The following is a 17,640-nucleotide window of genomic DNA, read 5'->3' as shown; positions in this document are numbered from 1 at the left end:
ATTCATACTTATGAAAATTGAACAAATTTACACCGGATGTCTTGCACAAGGTGCTTATTATATAGAAAGCAATGGTGAAGTTGCAATTATTGATCCGTTGAGAGAAACACAATCTTATGTTGATCAAGCAACAAAAGATAACGCAAAAATCAAGTATATTTTTGAAACACATTTCCATGCTGATTTCGTTTCTGGACATGTCGATTTAGCCCAAAAAACTGGTGCAACAATTGTTTATGGTCCAACAGCTGAACCAAGTTTTGACGCGCATATTGCGACAGATGGAGAAGTATTTACTTTAGGTAATATTACGATTACAGCGTTGCATACCCCAGGTCATACGATGGAGAGTACAACCTATTTATTGAAGGATGAAAACGGTAAAGATTATGCAATTTTTACGGGAGATACATTATTTATTGGTGATGTTGGTCGTCCTGATTTGGCTCAAAAATTAAATTCAGATTTAACACAAGAGAAATTAGCTGGTTATTTATTTGATTCGTTACGAAACAAAATTATGCCTTTAGCGAATGATATTATTGTTTATCCTGCGCATGGAGCTGGTTCTGCTTGTGGTAAAAATATGAGTAAAGAAACTTTTGATACATTAGGAAATCAAAAAAATGTAAATTATGCATTGAATCCTAACATGACAAAAGAGGAGTTTATTACAGAATTAACTTCAGGATTAATGCCTCCTCCTTTCTATTTTCCAGAAAATGTGATGATGAATAAATTGGGTGTAGAATCTTTAGACGTCGTAAAAGAACGTGCCAATAAAGCTTTATCGCCTGATGAATTTATTCAAGTTGCTGAAGACGCAAACGCCTTAATTTTAGACGTACGTGATCCGCAAACATTCGCAGAAGGATTTGTTCCAAATTCAATTAACATCGGAATCAAAGGAAATTTTGCTCCATGGGTTGGAACGTTAATTACAGATATCAAACAACCAATTTTACTAATTGCAGAAGTTGGTGCAGAAGAAGAAGCGGTAACACGTTTAGCACGTGTTGGATATGATAATGTGATTGGATTTTTGAACAATGGTTTCCAAGCTTGGCTTGATGCAGAAAAGGATTTTGATGAAATTGTTTCTATTTCACCTGAAGAATTTGTCGAATTAGTTGATGAAACAGAATTAAAAGTCTTAGACGTTCGTAAACCAGGAGAATTCGAAACTGCTCATGTAGAAGATGCAATTACTGCTCCATTAGATTTTATCAACGAATCAATGAAAATAATCGATCCAGAAGAAACTTATTTAGTACATTGTGCTGGTGGATACCGTTCGATGATTTTCACGTCTATTTTACGTGCTCGTGGTTACGAAAATTTAATTGATGTAGCAGGAGGTTTTGGTAAAATAAAAGAAGTAGAAGGCGTTAAAATAGTAGAAGGAACCTCTCCATGTCAATTGGGAAATAATTCTTGCTCAACGAAATAAACAATTTTTTGCAATAAATAACGTTATAGCCTTGGAACACCAAGGCTATTTTCGTATTCTTCAACTCAAACATTATACATGAAAAATATAGTATTCATTTGTACCCTACTCTTTTGCTCAACACTTTTTGCTCAACAAAAAATACGTGGAGCTGAATCGTTTGTATTAACAATTCCGAAAGATTATCAGCGCACAATTGGATTAAATGACTATGCAACTATTCAATTTGAAAGTATTGCACCAAAACCAAATTCGTACGGATTTTTAATTTTCGAGCATAAAGATGAATTAAAATTAGCCGATCCTAAATTAGATATGATCGACTATACATTGAATTCTATAGAGCCGTATACGACACAAAACGGATTTAAATATCTAAAAAAACCTTATGTTTCGTATCAACAAGGATTCAATTTCGCTTATGCTGAATTTGAGACAAATGAACCCGAATCTGGTCACATTTATTTTTTGCAAACTGTTATCGAAACAAAAGAGTTTGTTTATCAAATTCTACAATATTGTAGTTTCGAAGACCGAGATATCATGAAAAGTGATTTTGTTTCTATTGTAAATAGTTTCAAATTGAAATAGCTGTAAGAAAGAAATAAAAAAAATCTCCTTACAAAAATTTGAAAGGAGATTTTTTATCTTATCTCGTTATTGTTAAATCGTATTCATTATCAGATTCATCAAGCTTATATGTTAATTTCATATTGAAATCCTGCATAAATTTCTTACAAAATGTTTCAATATTTAATGAATCTGGAAAAGTAGATTTGTTCACAGTCAAAAACAAAGTTGTCCAACTTGTATTGTTTTTAAAAATTGTTGTAAACCTGTTTTCCCAATAATTTAAAAACTTTTCTTCTTTTTCATTGCTTAAAATCTCTTCCATTTTACCTGCTTTATAAACCAATAACAAATTTACAATTATTTCTATTTAAAAACCTCTTTTTTACGATTTATTAACTTTTATTCATGACTAATTTTCCAGTATATTGCCATTCTTAAGATTCCCTTATTTACTTTTAAGAGTAACTAAACATTAAGACATTTGAATATTAATTCAAAACAAAATGTTGACAATCATCGGAAGTGATGTTATAATATTTTACGATTTGAAATAAATGCAGATGATTTGAAACTCGTACAGGAACGATTTTTTCGCGCAGAAAATGATGCAACTGTACATATTTCTGGTTCGGGATTAGGTCTAAATATTGCCACTAAATTAGCTGAAATGTCAGGGATTACGATAAAAATTGAAAGTATACAACTGAAAAGCACAAAGATTAATAAAGATTAATTTAATTTTTAATATTGAACATTTTTGAGTAATTTCAATCAATTAAAATTCAAAAAAATGAGCCAACACGAGTACACGAACGGAGAAGTTACCATAATTTGGAAACCTGAATTGTGCGAGCATGCAGGAATTTGCACTAAATTACTCCCAAAAGTATATCATCCTAAAGAAAAACCTTGGATAAAACCTGAAAACGCAAGCAGCGAAGAAATTAAGAAACAAGTTTCTCAATGTCCTTCTGGTGCTTTAAGTTTTAAATAATACTAAACTATTATTTTTTATTGATTTCGATAGCTCTGAAACCTTTTTCAGAAATTTCTTTCTTATAAGTTACTTTATCATATTTTTTCACTTCTTGTTTCAATTGACTTTGGTGAAAAAATATGCTATCGTTTGATTTTTCTTCTGTAATAAAACCAAATCCTTTCTCATTAAAAGAATTGATTACACCCGTAAAAACTTGTGTAGGATCAAACGCTGTATTTGGATTTTCTTGGCGACTTAACAAATCCTCTTCTCTATTTTGTAAATGTGGAGGAACATCTGTTAAATTTCCATTGATATCAACATAAGCAATCATTTCTTCTAATGATTTTCCTTTGTTGTTATTTGTTTTTCTTTCTTCTCTTTGAAGAAGTTTTTCTTGTCTTTTTTTCTCTTTTTTCTTGATATTCTCTTTCTTAGAATATGAATCTGCCATATTTATATATTTTTTATAATTTGAATTTAACCCGATTTACTTGAAAAACTTTTAATTTTTATATTTTCTTTCAAATTTTAAAAATAAAAAATTTGAAAACTAAATCTGTAAAATAGCTTACGCTTTTATTACTAATAAAATGCTTGGATAAAAAATGTAGTACCAATTTGATAATAAAGTTTAAGTGCTAAACATAAACTGAAGCGATAAATTTGTACAGTAAAGCAAATAAAAGAAGCTTTGTAAACCAATTATTGCACAAAGATACAAAAAATTAAGCAACTGAATTAGTTGCAAATCTACAATCAAAAAAACTCATCTTCAATTCATAAATTTATCCCACTAAAACCACACAATAGATATACAAACAATACAGAAATTTTGTAATTTCAACAGACCACATGGATCATTTAAAGGAAAAACACCTTATGAAATACTAAAATCTAAACTAAAATAATTAAATTTATTATCTACGAAGTGATGAAGTACGACAAAATGTATTTAATAAAATAGCAATGGATGAAATGGAAAGTTTTTGATCTAAATATTTCTCAATTTTAAATAGTTCTTGAAGGGTTAATCTTGTATAATTTTAGCTCATAACAACACTAAATTAATAATTTATAGTGTCGCATTAGTTTTCTGAACCCGCGCTTTTCTTCTTCCTCCAATGAACTGGTGTTACAATAAGATAGCATTAAAATCTCTTGGTCTTGAAAAATTTTAAGGCTATCTCTTGAGGCCTCTAAGATTTCAATCTCTTGTTTTACATCCAAACAAAATGAGTCTTTCTTGGCTTCTATTACTTTTAATGATTTGTAATAATGTAACTTCTCGTAAATTTTTGGTTAGTCTTTTTTGAAATAATCTAATTCGTCTTGCAATGAATTAAATTGGTGAGTAGTTAAAATCATTTGGATCTGATCTAAGAAGTCTGTAATTAAAGCGATTGCTTTTTTAGACTCTTCGATTGGATCATCACATGCAAACTTTAATTCAGCTAATTGTAATTCAAAATTGCTGAATTTCGAAATTAATTCTTGACTCATCTAATTTTGATTACGGTTAGTTAAATTGTTATTATTCAGAAATTTAATACAAATTCAACAATTCTAAAAATTAAATTTATAGTTGAAATATCTTTCTGTTTTGAATTACATTTTTTAAATGTTCCATATCATGAATAATTTTTTGTTCCGTAATCCTTGCATAATGTTGCGTTGTCGTGATATTTGTATGACCTAACATTTTGGAAACTGATTCGATTGGTACACCATTGGAAAGTGTTACCGTTGTTGCAAACGTATGTCTAGCACAATGAAAAGTCAGTTCTTTATTGATCCCAGATAAAGTTGCAATTTCTTTAAGGTATGCATTCATCTTTTGGTTACTGAATACAGGTAATAATTTTCAGTTTTGACATAAAAAATGTTCCTTGTATTTTTCGATTATGTCTAACGGAATATTTAATAATGGAATTTTTGTAGGAGTAGAAGTTTTCTGTCTATAAGTATGAATCCACAATTGACCATCAATACCCTTTACGATATGGTTTTTCGTTAAATTAAAAATATCAATATAGGCTAAACCTGTATAGCAGGAAAAAATAAAAATATCTCTTACAAGGTTTAATCTTTCAGTGCAATGTTCTTTTTCGTAAATCGCATAGATTTCCTCTTGCGAAAGAAAGATTCGTTCTACTTTTTCGACTTTCGGTTTATAATTGACAAATGGATCTTTTTGAATCCAATCTTTTGCCATACATTCTCTAATTATCTTTTTGAAATTCTTAATATATTTGACTGTTGTGTTATTGTTGCATTTGCGTTCGGCTCGAAAATAGAAATCTAAATCCATAATAAAAGCGTGGTCGATATCATCAATAGCTATGTATTGATGTTTTAGAAATTCTTTGATGTGCTTTAGTGTGGTTTCATAGCGTTCTATTGTTCCAAGTGCGACTTCTTTGTTGATTATTTTTTTTAATTGATCGTTGTGTTGATGGAAGATAGGTACTAGCATACGTTTGTTTGCGTTGCCTTGTGAATTAAGGAATTGTTTTATTTCTTCTATTGTTAAAACTTCATTACGTAAGCTGTATTGAATTTCGAGGTTAATTATTTTAGATTTGATGACTTCTAGGTAACCATTAATTGAATAGGCTTCTTCTGTCTTTCCTTTGATTTTGGAATTTTTGTGGTCCCACGTTTTAGGATCGATGTATTTTTTTGTGGAGAATTCGTAGCGTTTATTGGCTATACGGATTGTAAAGTATATTGGTTGTAGTCCTTGTTTATTGGTCTTTGAGTTATGTGGACCAACATTAATTTTAAGATTCTGTCTCATCTGATTCAATTTTTATTGGTTAGATAAAATTTAAAGTGTTATTAGTGTAGAATCAAGATGTTCATCTATTGGACACGTTCTTGGTTAGGCTATGACAAGGGCTATGAAAAAGGTTAGGGTATTTTCATTGTCCTTTTTTACTATCTCTTTTGGGTAAAGGGATAGGACTTATTTCTTTAATATTTCTGCGACCTTTTTTTGAAATTAAAATAGGTCGCTAAATAGTCGCTGTTTTTCTGAAACAAATGTTTTAATCTGAAAGTTTATTGCATAAAAAACCTCTATTTCGTTAAAAATAGAGGTTATTTGAATCAACTTTGTTTAAAGTTGCGGAGAGTGAGGGATTCGAACCCCCGGAGGTGTGACCCTCAACAGTTTTCAAGACTGCCGCATTCGACCACTCTGCCAACTCTCCTACACAGCGTTTATTGCCGTATTGCGAGTGCAAATATAGAACGCTTTTTCGAATTACCAAACCTTGATTTAAAGTTTTTTTTATACAACTTGTTAGTTAATTCATTATCAAATAACTATTTTTTAAAATAATTAGGTAAAAAGGACTAAACCGACCTGAATTATGAAACCAAGTGTAAAAAATAATGCTGCAAACTTTAATAAAGTAAATCGGAAAGCATCATTTAAAATTAATTTTTCAATTAATGGTCGTGAAATTTTGTCATCAAGAATTTGTTCTAATTTTTTATAAAAAAGCAACATAACCCCTACGATGATAAGCACTGAAATAAATACAATTAAAGAACTAATTGAATGATAAAACATCATTCCCATAAACATTCCAAAAACAGCTAATATTAGCTGAGGGATTTGACGAATCATTTTACGTATTAGGTCTTCTGTTTTTCTCAACCAATCTGCTCCTAAAATTTCTGGAGCTGCCATCCAAAAAGCTAAAAACTGCAAAACTAAACCTAAAATTGTAAGTGTTTTGATCATGAATACAATTTAGCTTTAAAGATAAAAAAAACCACTCAATTAAATTGAATGGTTTAATAAATTATAGTTTTCAGAAAAGATATTATTCATCTTCTTCGTCATCCTCTTTCATTGTATGATACACGTTATTCACGTCTTCATCTTCATCAAATTTCTCTAACAATTTCTCGATGTCAGCTCTTTCTTCTTCTGTTAATTCCTTTGTTGTTTGAGGAATTCTTTCAAATTCTGATGATATAATTTCGTATCCGCCCTCTTCTAAAGATTTAAAGATTGTTCCATAATTCTCAAAAGGTGCAATTAACACAATTCCATCTTCATCTTCAAAAACTTCTTCTACACCAAAATCGATCATTTCAAATTCTAATTCTTCCATATCAACCCCTTCAGGTTTTTGAATTTTAAAATTACAAATATGATCAAACATAAATTCAACAGAACCTTGTGTTCCTAATTGTCCATTACATTTACTAAAGTAAGAACGAACGCTGGCAACTGTACGGTTGTTATTGTTTGTAGAAGTTTCAACTAACATTGCAATTCCATGCGGTCCATAACCTTCAAAAATTACTTCTTTATAGTTTTCTGTATTTTTATCAGATGCTTTTTTGATTGCGCGTTCGATATTATCTTTCGGCATATTAACCGCTTTGGCATTCTGAATTACCGCACGAAGATGAGAATTTGAATGCGGATCAGGCCCTCCTGCTTTTACTGCCATTACGATATCCTTCCCAATTTTAGTAAACGCTTTAGACATTGCCGCCCAACGTTTCAATTTACGTCCTTTTCTAAATTCAAATGCTCTTCCCATTTATACTTGTTTTAATAGTTGCAAATTTATTCATAATACGAAAAAAATCCAAGAACTATGTCCTGGATTTTTAAGTTGTTATTATTTTAGACTGATTACTTCAATCCGTGGTATTTTAACATCGGTTCAATTGATGGATTTTTACCTCTAAAATTTTTGTACACTTCATTCAAGTTATCCGAATTACCTTGAGAGAAAACTTTATCACGTAAAATTTGACCATTTTCTCTAGTCATTCCTCCATTTTCTAATGTCCATTCGTATGCATCATGATCTAACATTTCTGCCCAAATATAAGCGAAGTAACCTGCTGCATAACCTCCCCCAAAAATATGGCTAAAATACGTAGAACGATAACGTGGCGGAACCTGTGGTAAATTTGTTTTATTCGCTATCAATGCTTGTTTCTCAAATTCATCTACATTCGTTATTGTTTGATCTGAAGAAACTGTATGCCAAGACAAATCTAACGATGCTGCAGAAAGTAATTCTGTTAATGTATAACCTTTGTTAAAGTTAGCTGCTTTTTTCATTTTTTCTACTAACGCATCAGGAATTGTAGCACCTGTTTGATAATGTTTTGCGTAGTTTCTTAGTACAGAAGGCTCTGTTACATAATGTTCGTGAAATTGAGATGGGAACTCAACAAAATCTCTCGAAACATTCGTTCCTGATAAGGTTGGGTAAGTTTGATTCGCAAAAAAACCGTGTAAAGCATGTCCAAATTCGTGGAAAGTTGTAACCACATCATCATACGAAATCAACGCAGGTTGACCTTTTGCAGGTTTTGTATAATTACCTACATTATAGATTACAGGTTTTGTCCCGAATAAGTGCGATTGCTCAACGATATTACTCATCCAAGCACCTCCTTGTTTAGAATCTCTTTTGAAATAATCTGTATAGAATAATCCTAATTGTGAACCATCTTCATTAAACAATTCGTACACTTTTACATCTTCGTGCCAAGTTGGAATATCCGTTCGTTTTTTGAATGTAATTCCGTACAATTCTTTCGCCATAAAGAAAAGACCATTTTCTACAACAGACTCTAAAACAAAATAAGATTTCATTTCATTTTCATCTAAGTCATATTTTTCTTTACGCACTTTTTCAGCATAATAATTCCAATCTGCAGCTGATAAAGTATTTGACGAATTTTCTTTTTTTGCTAAAGTTTCAAATTCTAATGCATCTTTTTGCGCCATTGCTGTTGCAGCAGGAATCATTTTATTCAAAAGACCTTTTGCAGCAGTAGGATTTTGTGCCATTTGATCTTGTAAATTCCACTCTGCATAGTTATTAAAACCTAACAATTTAGCTTTCTCCGCACGACTTTTTACCAAAGCTAAAATTGTAGCACGCGTATCATTTTCATCATTTTTTTCTGTTCGAATCCAAGCTGCATCAAATAATTTTTTTCGTGATACTGGATTCGACATATTTTGTAATTCTGGCTGTTGTGTTGTATTTAATAAACTAATCAAATATGTTCCATCTGCTTGTTTGAACGATTCCAAATCAGCTTCGCTTAATCCTGCTAATTCTTCTTTTGTAAAGATTACACCCCCAGCTTTTGTTCCTTTCAATAATTGATTCGAGAATTTTGTTTCAAGTGAAGCGATTTCTCCATTCAATTTTTTCAATTCGTCTTTCTGCGATAAAGTTAAATTAGCACCAGCCAATTCAAATCGTTGGTAATACACATCTAACAATCGAGCAGATTCTTTATCTAAGTTCAACGATTTTTTATTTTCGTATAAACTTTTTATACGTTGAAATAATTGATCATTCAAATAAATTGCATCGCTGTGTGCTGCAAATTTAGGAGACATCTCCTCCTCTATTGCTTGCAATGTTTCGTTTGTATTTGCTCCTGTCAATAATCCAAAAACATGACTTACACGAGTTAAAAGTTGTCCAGATTTTTCCATTTCAACCAACGTATTTTCAAAAGTTGGTGCTGCAGGATTCGTTGCAATTTTATTAATTTCAGCTAATTGTTCAGCCATTCCTTGCAATAAAGCAGGTTTGAAATCTTCGTTCTTAATTTTCGTAAAATCAGCTGTTTGGTAAGGCAATTTGCTTACCTCGAAAAAAGGATTTGTATCGTTCCACATCGTATTTGTTGACTTTTGACTACAAGAAGTGGCTAAGATTGAAGAACCAACCATCATTCCGTAAAAAAGTTTTTTATTGAACATTTTATATTATTTTAAACTTAACGAAGTTAAAACTTATAACTCAAAGTTTCAAAAATATTAATGTGTTGAAGATTAGAATATGACTTTCAACCTCATTCTCTATGCCTTAAATAATTGATAAAGCTTCTTGAAAAGGTTGATTTATTTTCACCTAAAATAATTACCTTTGAAGAAGAGTGTGGAAGAGATTTCACTCTTTTTTATGACCTTAAAAATCAACAAATTTTGTATTTAGATTTAGAAGAATTAAAATATTTATTAGCCGAAAGTGTAGAGGAATTACCAAATTGGGAATCACATGAAAAACTTTCGCCTCCATATCGTCAAAAATTTGATTTAGAATATGTAAAACGTACCAATCCAAGAAGTGCTTCTGTCATGATCTTATTGTATCAAAATGAATTTGGAGAAATAGAATTTCCTGTAACGATGCGTGTATCGTATGATGGTGCACATTCTCATCAATTTTCTTTACCAGGCGGACAGTTTGAAGAACATGATATCAGTTTTGATGAAACGGCTATTCGCGAAACGGTAGAAGAATTGGGTGTAGATTATGAAAATATCGAAATTATTCGACAACTGAGTGAAATGTACATTCCGCCAAGTAACTTTTTGGTTTATCCTTATATTGGTATATATCACGGAGAACCTTTGTTTAACCCTGATGAACGAGAAGTACAATATGTTGTTCCATTAAATTTGGAAGCTTTTTTGAATGCTGATTACGAGGTTTTTGAAAGAGAATTTTCTGGTCAAGTGGTTGAAATTCCAGGTTACAACATCGGTAATGATGAATATCTTTGGGGTGCAACAGCAATGATTTTAGAAGAATTTAAAGATTATCTAAAAATCCTATTAAATTTGTAAATTAAACAATTAAGAACTCGTGTCTCAAAAAGCAAAGAAAAAGAACGCATTTCGCGATTCATTTGGACATTTATATTTCCTAAAAAGATCATTGATTTTCTTATTGGGATCTTTTACGTATAACCGTTACAATGGTTTTAATAAATTAAAAGTTACTGGAACAAAAAACTTAGTCGATTTACCTGCTCAAAATGTATTATTCGTTTCAAATCATCAAACTTATTTTGCAGATGTATTTGCGATGTATCATGTATTTTGTAGTGTGAAAAATGGATTTATTGATACCATCAAAAATCCGATTTATCTACTAAACCCTAAGATTGATTTTTATTACGTTGCTGCAGAAGAAACGATGAAAGATAATCTTTTGACAAAGTTATTCGCGTATACAGGAGCGGTAACAGTGAAAAGAACATGGCGTGCAAAAGGAGAGAATGTAAATCGAAAAGTTGATTTATCAGAAATTAACAATATCGATATCGCCTTGCAAAGTGGTTGGGTTGTAACTTTTCCGCAAGGAACCACAACTGCATTTGCCCCTGGTCGCCGTGGAACTGCGCATTTAATCAAAAAAAATAAACCTATTGTTATTCCAGTTGTAATTGATGGTTTTCGTAGAGCTTTTGATAAAAAAGGTTTGCGCATCAAAAAAAGAGGAATTAATGCAACAATGACTTTTAAAGAACCATTGGATATTGATTACGAAAATGATTCGAGTGATGCTATTATGCAAAAAATAATGAATGCAATTGAACAAGCTCCAGAATTTAATAAAGTTCGACCAATGGACGAAATTCTTGCAGAAAACAGCGAAAAATCATTGGATGATTATCTAAACGAAGATGACGAAGAGTTTGATGATTTCGAAGAAATGGGATACGACGAAGAAAATAAAAAAGACTAAAAGAATACAACATACAAAATGAAAAAAGTTCATTTTATTGCAATTGGCGGAAGTGCTATGCATAATCTGGCAATTGCTTTGCACGAAAAAGGATATCAAGTTACAGGTTCTGATGACGCTATTTTCGAACCTTCGAAAACTCGTTTAGCTCAGCGTGGAATTCTGCCAGAAGAAATGGGATGGTATCCAGAAAAAATCACAGCTGATATCGATGCTGTTATTTTAGGAATGCATGCTCATGCTGATAATCCTGAAATGTTACGTGCACAAGAATTAGGTTTAAAAATCTATTCATATCCAGAATATTTATACGAACAATCAAAAGACAAAACACGTGTTGTAATTGGTGGTTCTCATGGAAAAACAACCATTACATCGATGATTTTACATGTTTTGCATTACCACAACATCGATGTTGATTATATGGTCGGTGCACAATTGGATGGTTTTGATGTGATGGTAAAACTAACAGATGACAACGAATTTATGATTATGGAAGGTGACGAATATTTATCATCAGCCTTAGATCGTCGCTCTAAATTTTTGTTGTATCAACCTAATATTGCTTTAATATCTGGGATTGCTTGGGATCACATCAACGTTTTCCCTACGTTTGAAGATTATACTTCTCAATTCTCAAAATTTGTCGATTCTATCGTTAATGGAGGTGCTTTAATCTATAACGAAACAGACGAAGAAGTTGTAAAAGTGGTAGAAGAAACCGAAAAAGCAATTAAGAAGTTTTCATATCATTTACCAGAACACTTTATAGAGAACGGAGTTACATTTATCGAAACAGAAGATGGTCCAATTCCATTGGAAGTTTTTGGTAACCATAATTTAATGAATTTAGAAGGTGCGCGTGCGATTTGTAAACAATTAGGTGTAATGGATGATGATTTCAATGAAGCAATTCAATCTTTCAAAGGTGCATCTAAACGTTTGGAATTAATTAACCGTACCTCTGATTTTGTTGCGTACAAAGATTTTGCACATGCACCAAGTAAAGTAACTTCGGTTACCAATGCGGTAAAAGAACAATATACGGATAAAACTGTTGTAGGTTGTTTGGAAATTCATACGTATTCTTCTTTGAATCCTGAATTTTTAGTACAATACAAAGGCGCTTTAGATAAAGCTGATATCAAAATTGTAATGTATAGCCCTGAGGCTTTAGAAATAAAACGTATGCCAATGATTTCTCCAGAAGATATCAAAAAAGCTTTTGGTGACGATTCTATTTTAGTCTTTACAAATGGGGAGCAATTAAAACAATACATCGAAAGTTTGGATAAAAAAGAGAAGGTCTTTTTGATGATGAGCTCTGGAAACTTTGGTGGAGTTGATCTGAATGAACTATTCAAAGCATAAATAAAAAAAGGAGAACCTGAAATTTCATGTTCTCCTTTTTTATGAATAATTTAATTTGGTTCATTCCATTAATTTGACACAAATTTTAATCCTATTATCGAACAGATTAAACTTGTTAAAAAGAAAACTCGCCAGAAACTTGCAGGTTCTTTAAAAATAAAAATCCCGACTAAAACAGTTCCCACAGCACCAATTCCTGTCCATACAGCATAAGCTGTTCCTATTGGTAAGGTTTGGGTAGCTTTTACCAGTAAAACCATACTTATGGTTAAGAAGAATAAAAATCCACTATACCATAAATAAGTCTCATTACCAGTTGCTTCCTTAGCTTTTCCTAAGCATGATGCAAAGCCTACTTCGCACAAACCTGCTATCAATAAAATAATCCAATTCATTCTGATAAAAATTAAGACTACAAAAATGTAGCCTCAAAATTAATTATTTATACTATTATTTACCGAAACTATCACTAAATTCTACTTGTCCTTTGATGTGAACTTCGCTCCACGTTTTAGAAATTCCGTCAGCACCTTTGTGCAACTCTAAACACGCTTGATTTAAAGCATCCATTGCTTTAGTTGTATTAAAGTCCATTAAATCGACATCGGCTTCGATTGCAAATGTATTATCATCAAAAGATGATTTCACTTCATATTCTTTCGATGTATTATTTAAGGTTAAATTCAAAAATGTTTTTCCTTCTCTAAAGTGTAATTGACCTTTGATTTCACTTGTATTGATCATATTTCCAAACAAAATATCTTTCAATTTTTGATCACGATCAATTTGATCAGAATTTAAAGTCGCAATAGAAGCTAAAATATTTGCGCCTTCTAAAACTTCTTGAGGTGTTTTACCTTCTTCATTTGCATCTTTCACTAAAACGACATCAAATCGTCCTGAAACTGCAACTTTATCAGTTGTTTTATAAGCTGTCCATTCTACTGCAGACTTACGAATTACACCTTCTACGATTTCGGTTGGTTCTTCAACTGTTACTTCAGTTTTAACTTCTTTTTCAACCACATTTTCTTCTGACTTATTTGTACAATTCATCAGCATAACAGACATACAACATACAAGTGCTATAGATATTTTTTTCATTTCAAACATTTATTGCACAAAAGTACAATAAGCCTACACGAATTCACAATTGATTTTTAACATATTCTAAAAATAGTCTACTTTTGTATCATGATAAAAAATATTTTAAACACTTGTTTGATTATCATTTGCTTACCTTTTATTTTAATCTACGAGATATATTGTTCAGTTTATAAATACAGAAAATAAATTGGTACCTTCGCTTACAAATTTTAAAAATGAGCGAAAGAATAATTGGAATAATGGGTGCTATACCTCAAGAAATAAATGGTGTAGTTAACTTATTATCAAATAAAGAGGAACACGAAATTGGTCAAAGACATTATTATACAGGTGAATTAAATAATCAAAAAGTTGTTGTAGTTTATTCACGAGTTGGTAAAGTTGCAGCAGCTACAACAGTTTCTACCTTAATATTAGAGTTTAAAATTACAGAATTAATTTTTACAGGTGTTGCAGGAGGAATCCATTCTAACGTAAAAATAGGCGATATCGTATTGGGGCAAAGTTTAATTCAACATGACATGAATGCCTCTCCTTTGTTTCCTACTTTTGAAATTCCAATGTTAGGAAAAGCTTATTTCGAAGCCAATCCTTTTCAATTAGAAATAGCAACAACCGCTATATTAGATTTATTAGAAGAACAGCATCTTCACAATGTTATTTCCGAAAAAGATTTGAATAAATTTAATATTCACGAGCCTCAGTTACACGTTGGTTTAATAGGATCAGGAGATTTATTTTTCTCGACAACTGCAAAAAAAGAAAAACTTCAACAAAATTTACCCGAAATTCTTTGTGTCGAAATGGAAGGAGCAGCGGTAGCGCAAGTTTGTTATGAATTTGGAATTCCTTTTATCATTATTAGAACAATATCAGACGATGCAGATGATCATTCGACAATGGATTTTAATAGTTTTATAGAGAAAGTTTCGAATGTTTATTCGATCGAAATTATAAAGAATATCATCAAGTAAAAAGTCCTTTTTTTAAAGGGCTTTTTTTGATGCACACATTAATAAAAAAATCATCAAGCAAGTGATGATTTTATTCCAATAATTAAATGGAGTGTGGGGAGAGCAGGATTCGAACCTGCGAAGGTGAAACCAACGGATTTACAGTCCGTCCTCGTTGGCCGCTTGAGTATCTCCCCGCCTAATAATAAAGTATTCTTCAAAAAAGAAGAGCCGATAGAGGGACTCGAACCCACGACCTGCTGATTACAAATCAGCTGCTCTAGCCAGCTGAGCTACATCGGCGATTGTTATTTTTGTTTTAAAAGTAAAATATAAACTTTTTTGGAGCCGATAGAGGGACTCGAACCCACGACCTGCTGATTACAAATCAGCTGCTCTAGCCAGCTGAGCTACATCGGCAATTTTGTGGGGAGAGCAGGATTCGAACCTGCGAAGGTGAAACCAACGGATTTACAGTCCGTCCTCGTTGGCCGCTTGAGTATCTCCCCAACCTATATTTTTGCTGAGCCGATAGAGGGACTCGAACCCACGACCTGCTGATTACAAATCAGCTGCTCTAGCCAGCTGAGCTACATCGGCAAAAATATTTGTTATTTGAATATTTCAAATCGAAAACAAGAATTTAATTTCTCAAGAGAAGTGTTGTTCCTTTTTCGTGGTGCAATATTAGGGCAGTTTTTCGAAACTCGCAAATGTTTTTTCAAAAAAAAGAAGAAGTTTTTGATAAATCTTAACTTCAATTTTGAAAATCAGAATTTTAGAATTTAAAAAAAAATAAACTTTTTTTTAATAAAAGTAAAAAAGATAATATTCTATTTACATTAGAGTACTTATTTTTGTAGTCAATTCATCATTAATGCATCTTATCATACAAATTTTGCAACTTTTCGGAGCAATTGCGTTGTTCATTTTTGCGATAAAATTATTGAGCGAAAATTTACAGGCCTTATCTGGATCGAATTTTAAACGTACATTAAACAAACTAACCAAAAACAATTTTTCTACAATTGTTACAGGAACTCTTTTTACAACTGCCATACAATCTTCGTCAGCTGCAAGTGTATTTATATTAGGTTTTGTAAACGCAGGTTTGATTAATTTGCGAAAAGCATTTGGATTGATATTAGGTGCAAACATCGGAACAACGCTTACTTTGTGGTTGGTTTATTTTGGATTGAAATTCGATTTAATACAAATTGCCTTGCCTCTGGTATTAATTGCCTTTCCTTTTTATCTATCGAAAAAACGAAATCAACGAAAAATTGGAGGAATTCTGTTTTCACTTTCTCTATTATTTCTATCGTTGTATTTCTTAAAAACATTCTTGCCTTCTATAGAAAGTCATCAAAAATTACAAGAATTTTTACAAGATTTAGCGAACTATGGAATTTTAACAAATTTATTATTCATCTTTTTTGGTGTTTTACTGACCGTTTTGGTTCATTTCTCTTCGGCTTCTATTACAATTGCGATTCTATTAGCAAGTAAAGGTTTACCTATCGAATTAGCAGCAATGATAGTTTTAGGAGCAAATATAGGGACGACTTTTACGGCTCACTTAGTAGCTGCAATCGGTGATAAATACACAAAAATAGTAGCTGCATTCCATACATTATTTAATATCCTGGTTGCAATTATTTTTATGTTACTTGCAAGTTTCTTATTAAAATTTATAGGTTCTACGTTTTCGACAAATATTGCCGTACAACTTATTACTTTTGATACAATTAGTAATTTGGTAGGGGTTGTTTTTCTTACTCCTTTCATTAATAAATTGGCTTTTTATTGTCAGAAAAAATATTTTTCGATCAAGCAAACTGATAATAAATTAGAATTTTATGCCATTCCATTTGGTACAAATTCTGATCTCTATAAAAACGAAGCAAACAAGAAATTGTTAAAACTTGCTTCCACAACTAAACAAACGATTTATACGCTTGGACGAATGATTACGGAAAGTGATGAAGAAAAGATTTTGGTTTTTCGCGAACGTATTTTAGAACTTGAAAAAGAAGGCGATCAGTTGGAACGTGAGGTAAATGAATTTTTAAATGAAATTGCTGATTTAGATTTACCAAACGAAAATACCATTGCTATTCATCAGTTGATAACGCTTTGTCATCATTTGGAAAGTGTGGGTGATATTGCGATTAAAATATCATCTATTCACCGTCGTCGTCGTATGACCAATAGTTATTTCACCCCAAAAATGAGATCTTATTTGGTCGATTTTCAAGATAATTTGGATCAAACGACTCGAATTTTAAATCAAAACCTGAACGAAACACAAGAAGAAGTTTCGATTAAACAAGCCGAATTTATTGAAAAAACAATTAATGCTATTTACAAAGAAGCAGAAACAAATCTGATGAAAACGATCGAAAAAGAAAAGTTAATGACTACAAGTGCGCTTTTCTACAAAGATTTGATTCAGTATTACGAAATTCTTGGCGATCATCTTTATAAAGCGAATACAACAATTGTTAAGCTAAAAAATCAGTAGAAATTTGTAAGTTTAAAGAAATTTGATTGTGTGGCAACTATATTTTCAATAAAATTAGAATCTAAGTTCAACAAATAAGTGCAACTCAAATTAAATCATTGGGGGCTAGCCCCCAATGATTAGCCAAGTGCTAAATT

Annotated in this window: 19 protein-coding genes and 6 tRNA genes; 9 read left to right on the top strand and 16 right to left on the bottom strand. The window is 31.5% G+C overall.

The features are described 5' to 3' along the window. The first annotated feature begins 10 nt into the window (after positions 1-10). Positions 11-1,450 (top strand): MBL fold metallo-hydrolase, encoded by a 1,440-nt coding sequence (locus IF125_RS10465; RefSeq protein ID WP_225542426.1) that lies wholly within the window; start codon positions 11-13, stop codon positions 1,448-1,450. A 78-nt stretch (positions 1,451-1,528) separates the two neighbouring features. Beyond that, on the top strand, positions 1,529-2,041 hold the full coding sequence (locus IF125_RS10460; RefSeq protein ID WP_225542425.1) for a hypothetical protein: 513 nt from the start codon (positions 1,529-1,531) through the stop codon (positions 2,039-2,041). Between the two features lie 58 nt (positions 2,042-2,099). Here IF125_RS10460 and IF125_RS10455 read toward each other — a convergent pair whose 3' ends face one another. After that, entirely contained in the window at positions 2,100-2,345 is a 246-nt protein-coding gene (locus IF125_RS10455) for a hypothetical protein (RefSeq protein ID WP_171623693.1), read from the bottom strand. 243 nt (positions 2,346-2,588) lie between these two features. On the opposite strand from IF125_RS10455, the gene IF125_RS10450 reads away from it, so the two are divergent. Together IF125_RS10450 and IF125_RS10445 are read left to right on the top strand one after the other, a co-directional pair. Continuing rightward, a complete protein-coding gene (locus IF125_RS10450; RefSeq protein WP_225542424.1) occupies positions 2,589-2,756 on the top strand; it encodes a hypothetical protein in 168 nt (55 codons plus the stop codon). 57 nt (positions 2,757-2,813) lie between these two features. After that, positions 2,814-3,017 (top strand): (4Fe-4S)-binding protein, encoded by a 204-nt coding sequence (locus tag IF125_RS10445; RefSeq protein WP_171623695.1) that lies wholly within the window; start codon positions 2,814-2,816, stop codon positions 3,015-3,017. A 10-nt stretch (positions 3,018-3,027) separates the two neighbouring features. On the opposite strand, the gene IF125_RS10440 is transcribed toward IF125_RS10445, so the two are convergent. The 8 genes from IF125_RS10440 to IF125_RS10405 all read right to left on the bottom strand — a co-directional run bounded on the left by IF125_RS10440 (position 3,028) and on the right by IF125_RS10405 (position 9,774). Next, a complete protein-coding gene (locus IF125_RS10440; protein ID WP_171623696.1) occupies positions 3,028-3,456 on the bottom strand; it encodes a cold shock domain-containing protein in 429 nt (142 codons plus the stop codon). An 848-nt stretch (positions 3,457-4,304) separates the two neighbouring features. Next, the gene (locus IF125_RS10435) at positions 4,305-4,505 is read right to left on the bottom strand and encodes a hypothetical protein (RefSeq protein ID WP_225542423.1); all 201 of its coding nucleotides are present in this window, start codon (positions 4,503-4,505) and stop codon (positions 4,305-4,307) included. A gap of 76 nt (positions 4,506-4,581) precedes the next feature. Further along, complete coding sequence (locus IF125_RS10430) at positions 4,582-4,836, bottom strand: tyrosine-type recombinase/integrase (RefSeq protein WP_225542422.1); 255 nt, start codon at positions 4,834-4,836, stop codon at positions 4,582-4,584. A 30-nt stretch (positions 4,837-4,866) separates the two neighbouring features. Beyond that, positions 4,867-5,802, bottom strand: coding sequence for a site-specific integrase (locus IF125_RS10425; protein ID WP_225542421.1), 936 nt, complete (start codon positions 5,800-5,802; stop codon positions 4,867-4,869). Between the two features lie 330 nt (positions 5,803-6,132). Further along, positions 6,133-6,217, bottom strand: a tRNA-Ser gene (locus IF125_RS10420). A 131-nt stretch (positions 6,218-6,348) separates the two neighbouring features. Next, positions 6,349-6,756 (bottom strand): hypothetical protein, encoded by a 408-nt coding sequence (locus IF125_RS10415; protein WP_225542420.1) that lies wholly within the window; start codon positions 6,754-6,756, stop codon positions 6,349-6,351. A gap of 82 nt (positions 6,757-6,838) precedes the next feature. Further along, positions 6,839-7,570, bottom strand: coding sequence for a YebC/PmpR family DNA-binding transcriptional regulator (locus IF125_RS10410; RefSeq protein ID WP_225540470.1), 732 nt, complete (start codon positions 7,568-7,570; stop codon positions 6,839-6,841). Positions 7,571-7,665: 95 nt separating this feature from the next. Further along, positions 7,666-9,774, bottom strand: a complete 2,109-nt coding sequence (locus IF125_RS10405) for a M3 family metallopeptidase (protein WP_225542419.1) — start codon at positions 9,772-9,774, stop codon at positions 7,666-7,668. Positions 9,775-9,888: 114 nt separating this feature from the next. On the opposite strand from IF125_RS10405, the gene IF125_RS10400 reads away from it, so the two are divergent. The 3 genes from IF125_RS10400 to IF125_RS10390 are packed head-to-tail and all read left to right on the top strand — an operon-like array spanning position 9,889 to position 12,919. After that, positions 9,889-10,644: an NUDIX hydrolase gene (locus IF125_RS10400; protein ID WP_225542418.1), complete on the top strand. Its 756-nt coding sequence runs from the start codon at positions 9,889-9,891 to the stop codon at positions 10,642-10,644. 19 nt (positions 10,645-10,663) lie between these two features. After that, entirely contained in the window at positions 10,664-11,548 is an 885-nt protein-coding gene (locus IF125_RS10395; RefSeq protein WP_171622026.1) for a lysophospholipid acyltransferase family protein, read from the top strand. Between the two features lie 18 nt (positions 11,549-11,566). Beyond that, complete coding sequence (locus IF125_RS10390) at positions 11,567-12,919, top strand: UDP-N-acetylmuramate--L-alanine ligase (protein ID WP_188319807.1); 1,353 nt, start codon at positions 11,567-11,569, stop codon at positions 12,917-12,919. Positions 12,920-12,987: 68 nt separating this feature from the next. On the opposite strand, the gene IF125_RS10385 is transcribed toward IF125_RS10390, so the two are convergent. Both IF125_RS10385 and IF125_RS10380 read right to left on the bottom strand, forming a co-directional pair. Further along, positions 12,988-13,314, bottom strand: coding sequence for a DMT family transporter (locus IF125_RS10385; RefSeq protein ID WP_225542417.1), 327 nt, complete (start codon positions 13,312-13,314; stop codon positions 12,988-12,990). Between the two features lie 55 nt (positions 13,315-13,369). Further along, positions 13,370-14,023, bottom strand: coding sequence for a hypothetical protein (locus tag IF125_RS10380; RefSeq protein ID WP_225542416.1), 654 nt, complete (start codon positions 14,021-14,023; stop codon positions 13,370-13,372). Positions 14,024-14,241: 218 nt separating this feature from the next. Between IF125_RS10380 and IF125_RS10375 the strand changes: the two genes are divergently transcribed. Beyond that, complete coding sequence (locus IF125_RS10375; protein WP_171622030.1) at positions 14,242-15,000, top strand: 5'-methylthioadenosine/adenosylhomocysteine nucleosidase; 759 nt, start codon at positions 14,242-14,244, stop codon at positions 14,998-15,000. 94 nt (positions 15,001-15,094) lie between these two features. Here IF125_RS10375 and IF125_RS10370 read toward each other — a convergent pair. The 5 genes from IF125_RS10370 to IF125_RS10350 all read right to left on the bottom strand — a co-directional run bounded on the left by IF125_RS10370 (position 15,095) and on the right by IF125_RS10350 (position 15,579). After that, positions 15,095-15,176: transfer RNA gene (locus IF125_RS10370), tRNA-Tyr, on the bottom strand. Between the two features lie 32 nt (positions 15,177-15,208). Next, positions 15,209-15,282 (bottom strand) — tRNA-Thr (locus IF125_RS10365). Positions 15,283-15,322: 40 nt separating this feature from the next. Next, a tRNA-Thr gene (locus IF125_RS10360) sits at positions 15,323-15,399 on the bottom strand. A gap of 7 nt (positions 15,400-15,406) precedes the next feature. Further along, positions 15,407-15,488 (bottom strand) — tRNA-Tyr (locus IF125_RS10355). Between the two features lie 17 nt (positions 15,489-15,505). Beyond that, positions 15,506-15,579, bottom strand: a tRNA-Thr gene (locus IF125_RS10350). A gap of 277 nt (positions 15,580-15,856) precedes the next feature. Here IF125_RS10350 and IF125_RS10345 point away from each other — a divergent pair. Next, positions 15,857-17,503, top strand: coding sequence for a Na/Pi cotransporter family protein (locus tag IF125_RS10345; protein ID WP_225542415.1), 1,647 nt, complete (start codon positions 15,857-15,859; stop codon positions 17,501-17,503). The last annotated feature ends 137 nt before the right edge of the window (positions 17,504-17,640 follow it).

The organism is Empedobacter stercoris, assembly GCF_020281205.1.
Taxonomy (GTDB): domain Bacteria; phylum Bacteroidota; class Bacteroidia; order Flavobacteriales; family Weeksellaceae; genus Empedobacter; species Empedobacter stercoris.
The sequence above is the reverse complement of the archived record's forward strand: the minus strand, read 5'-3'. Positions and strand labels throughout refer to the sequence as shown.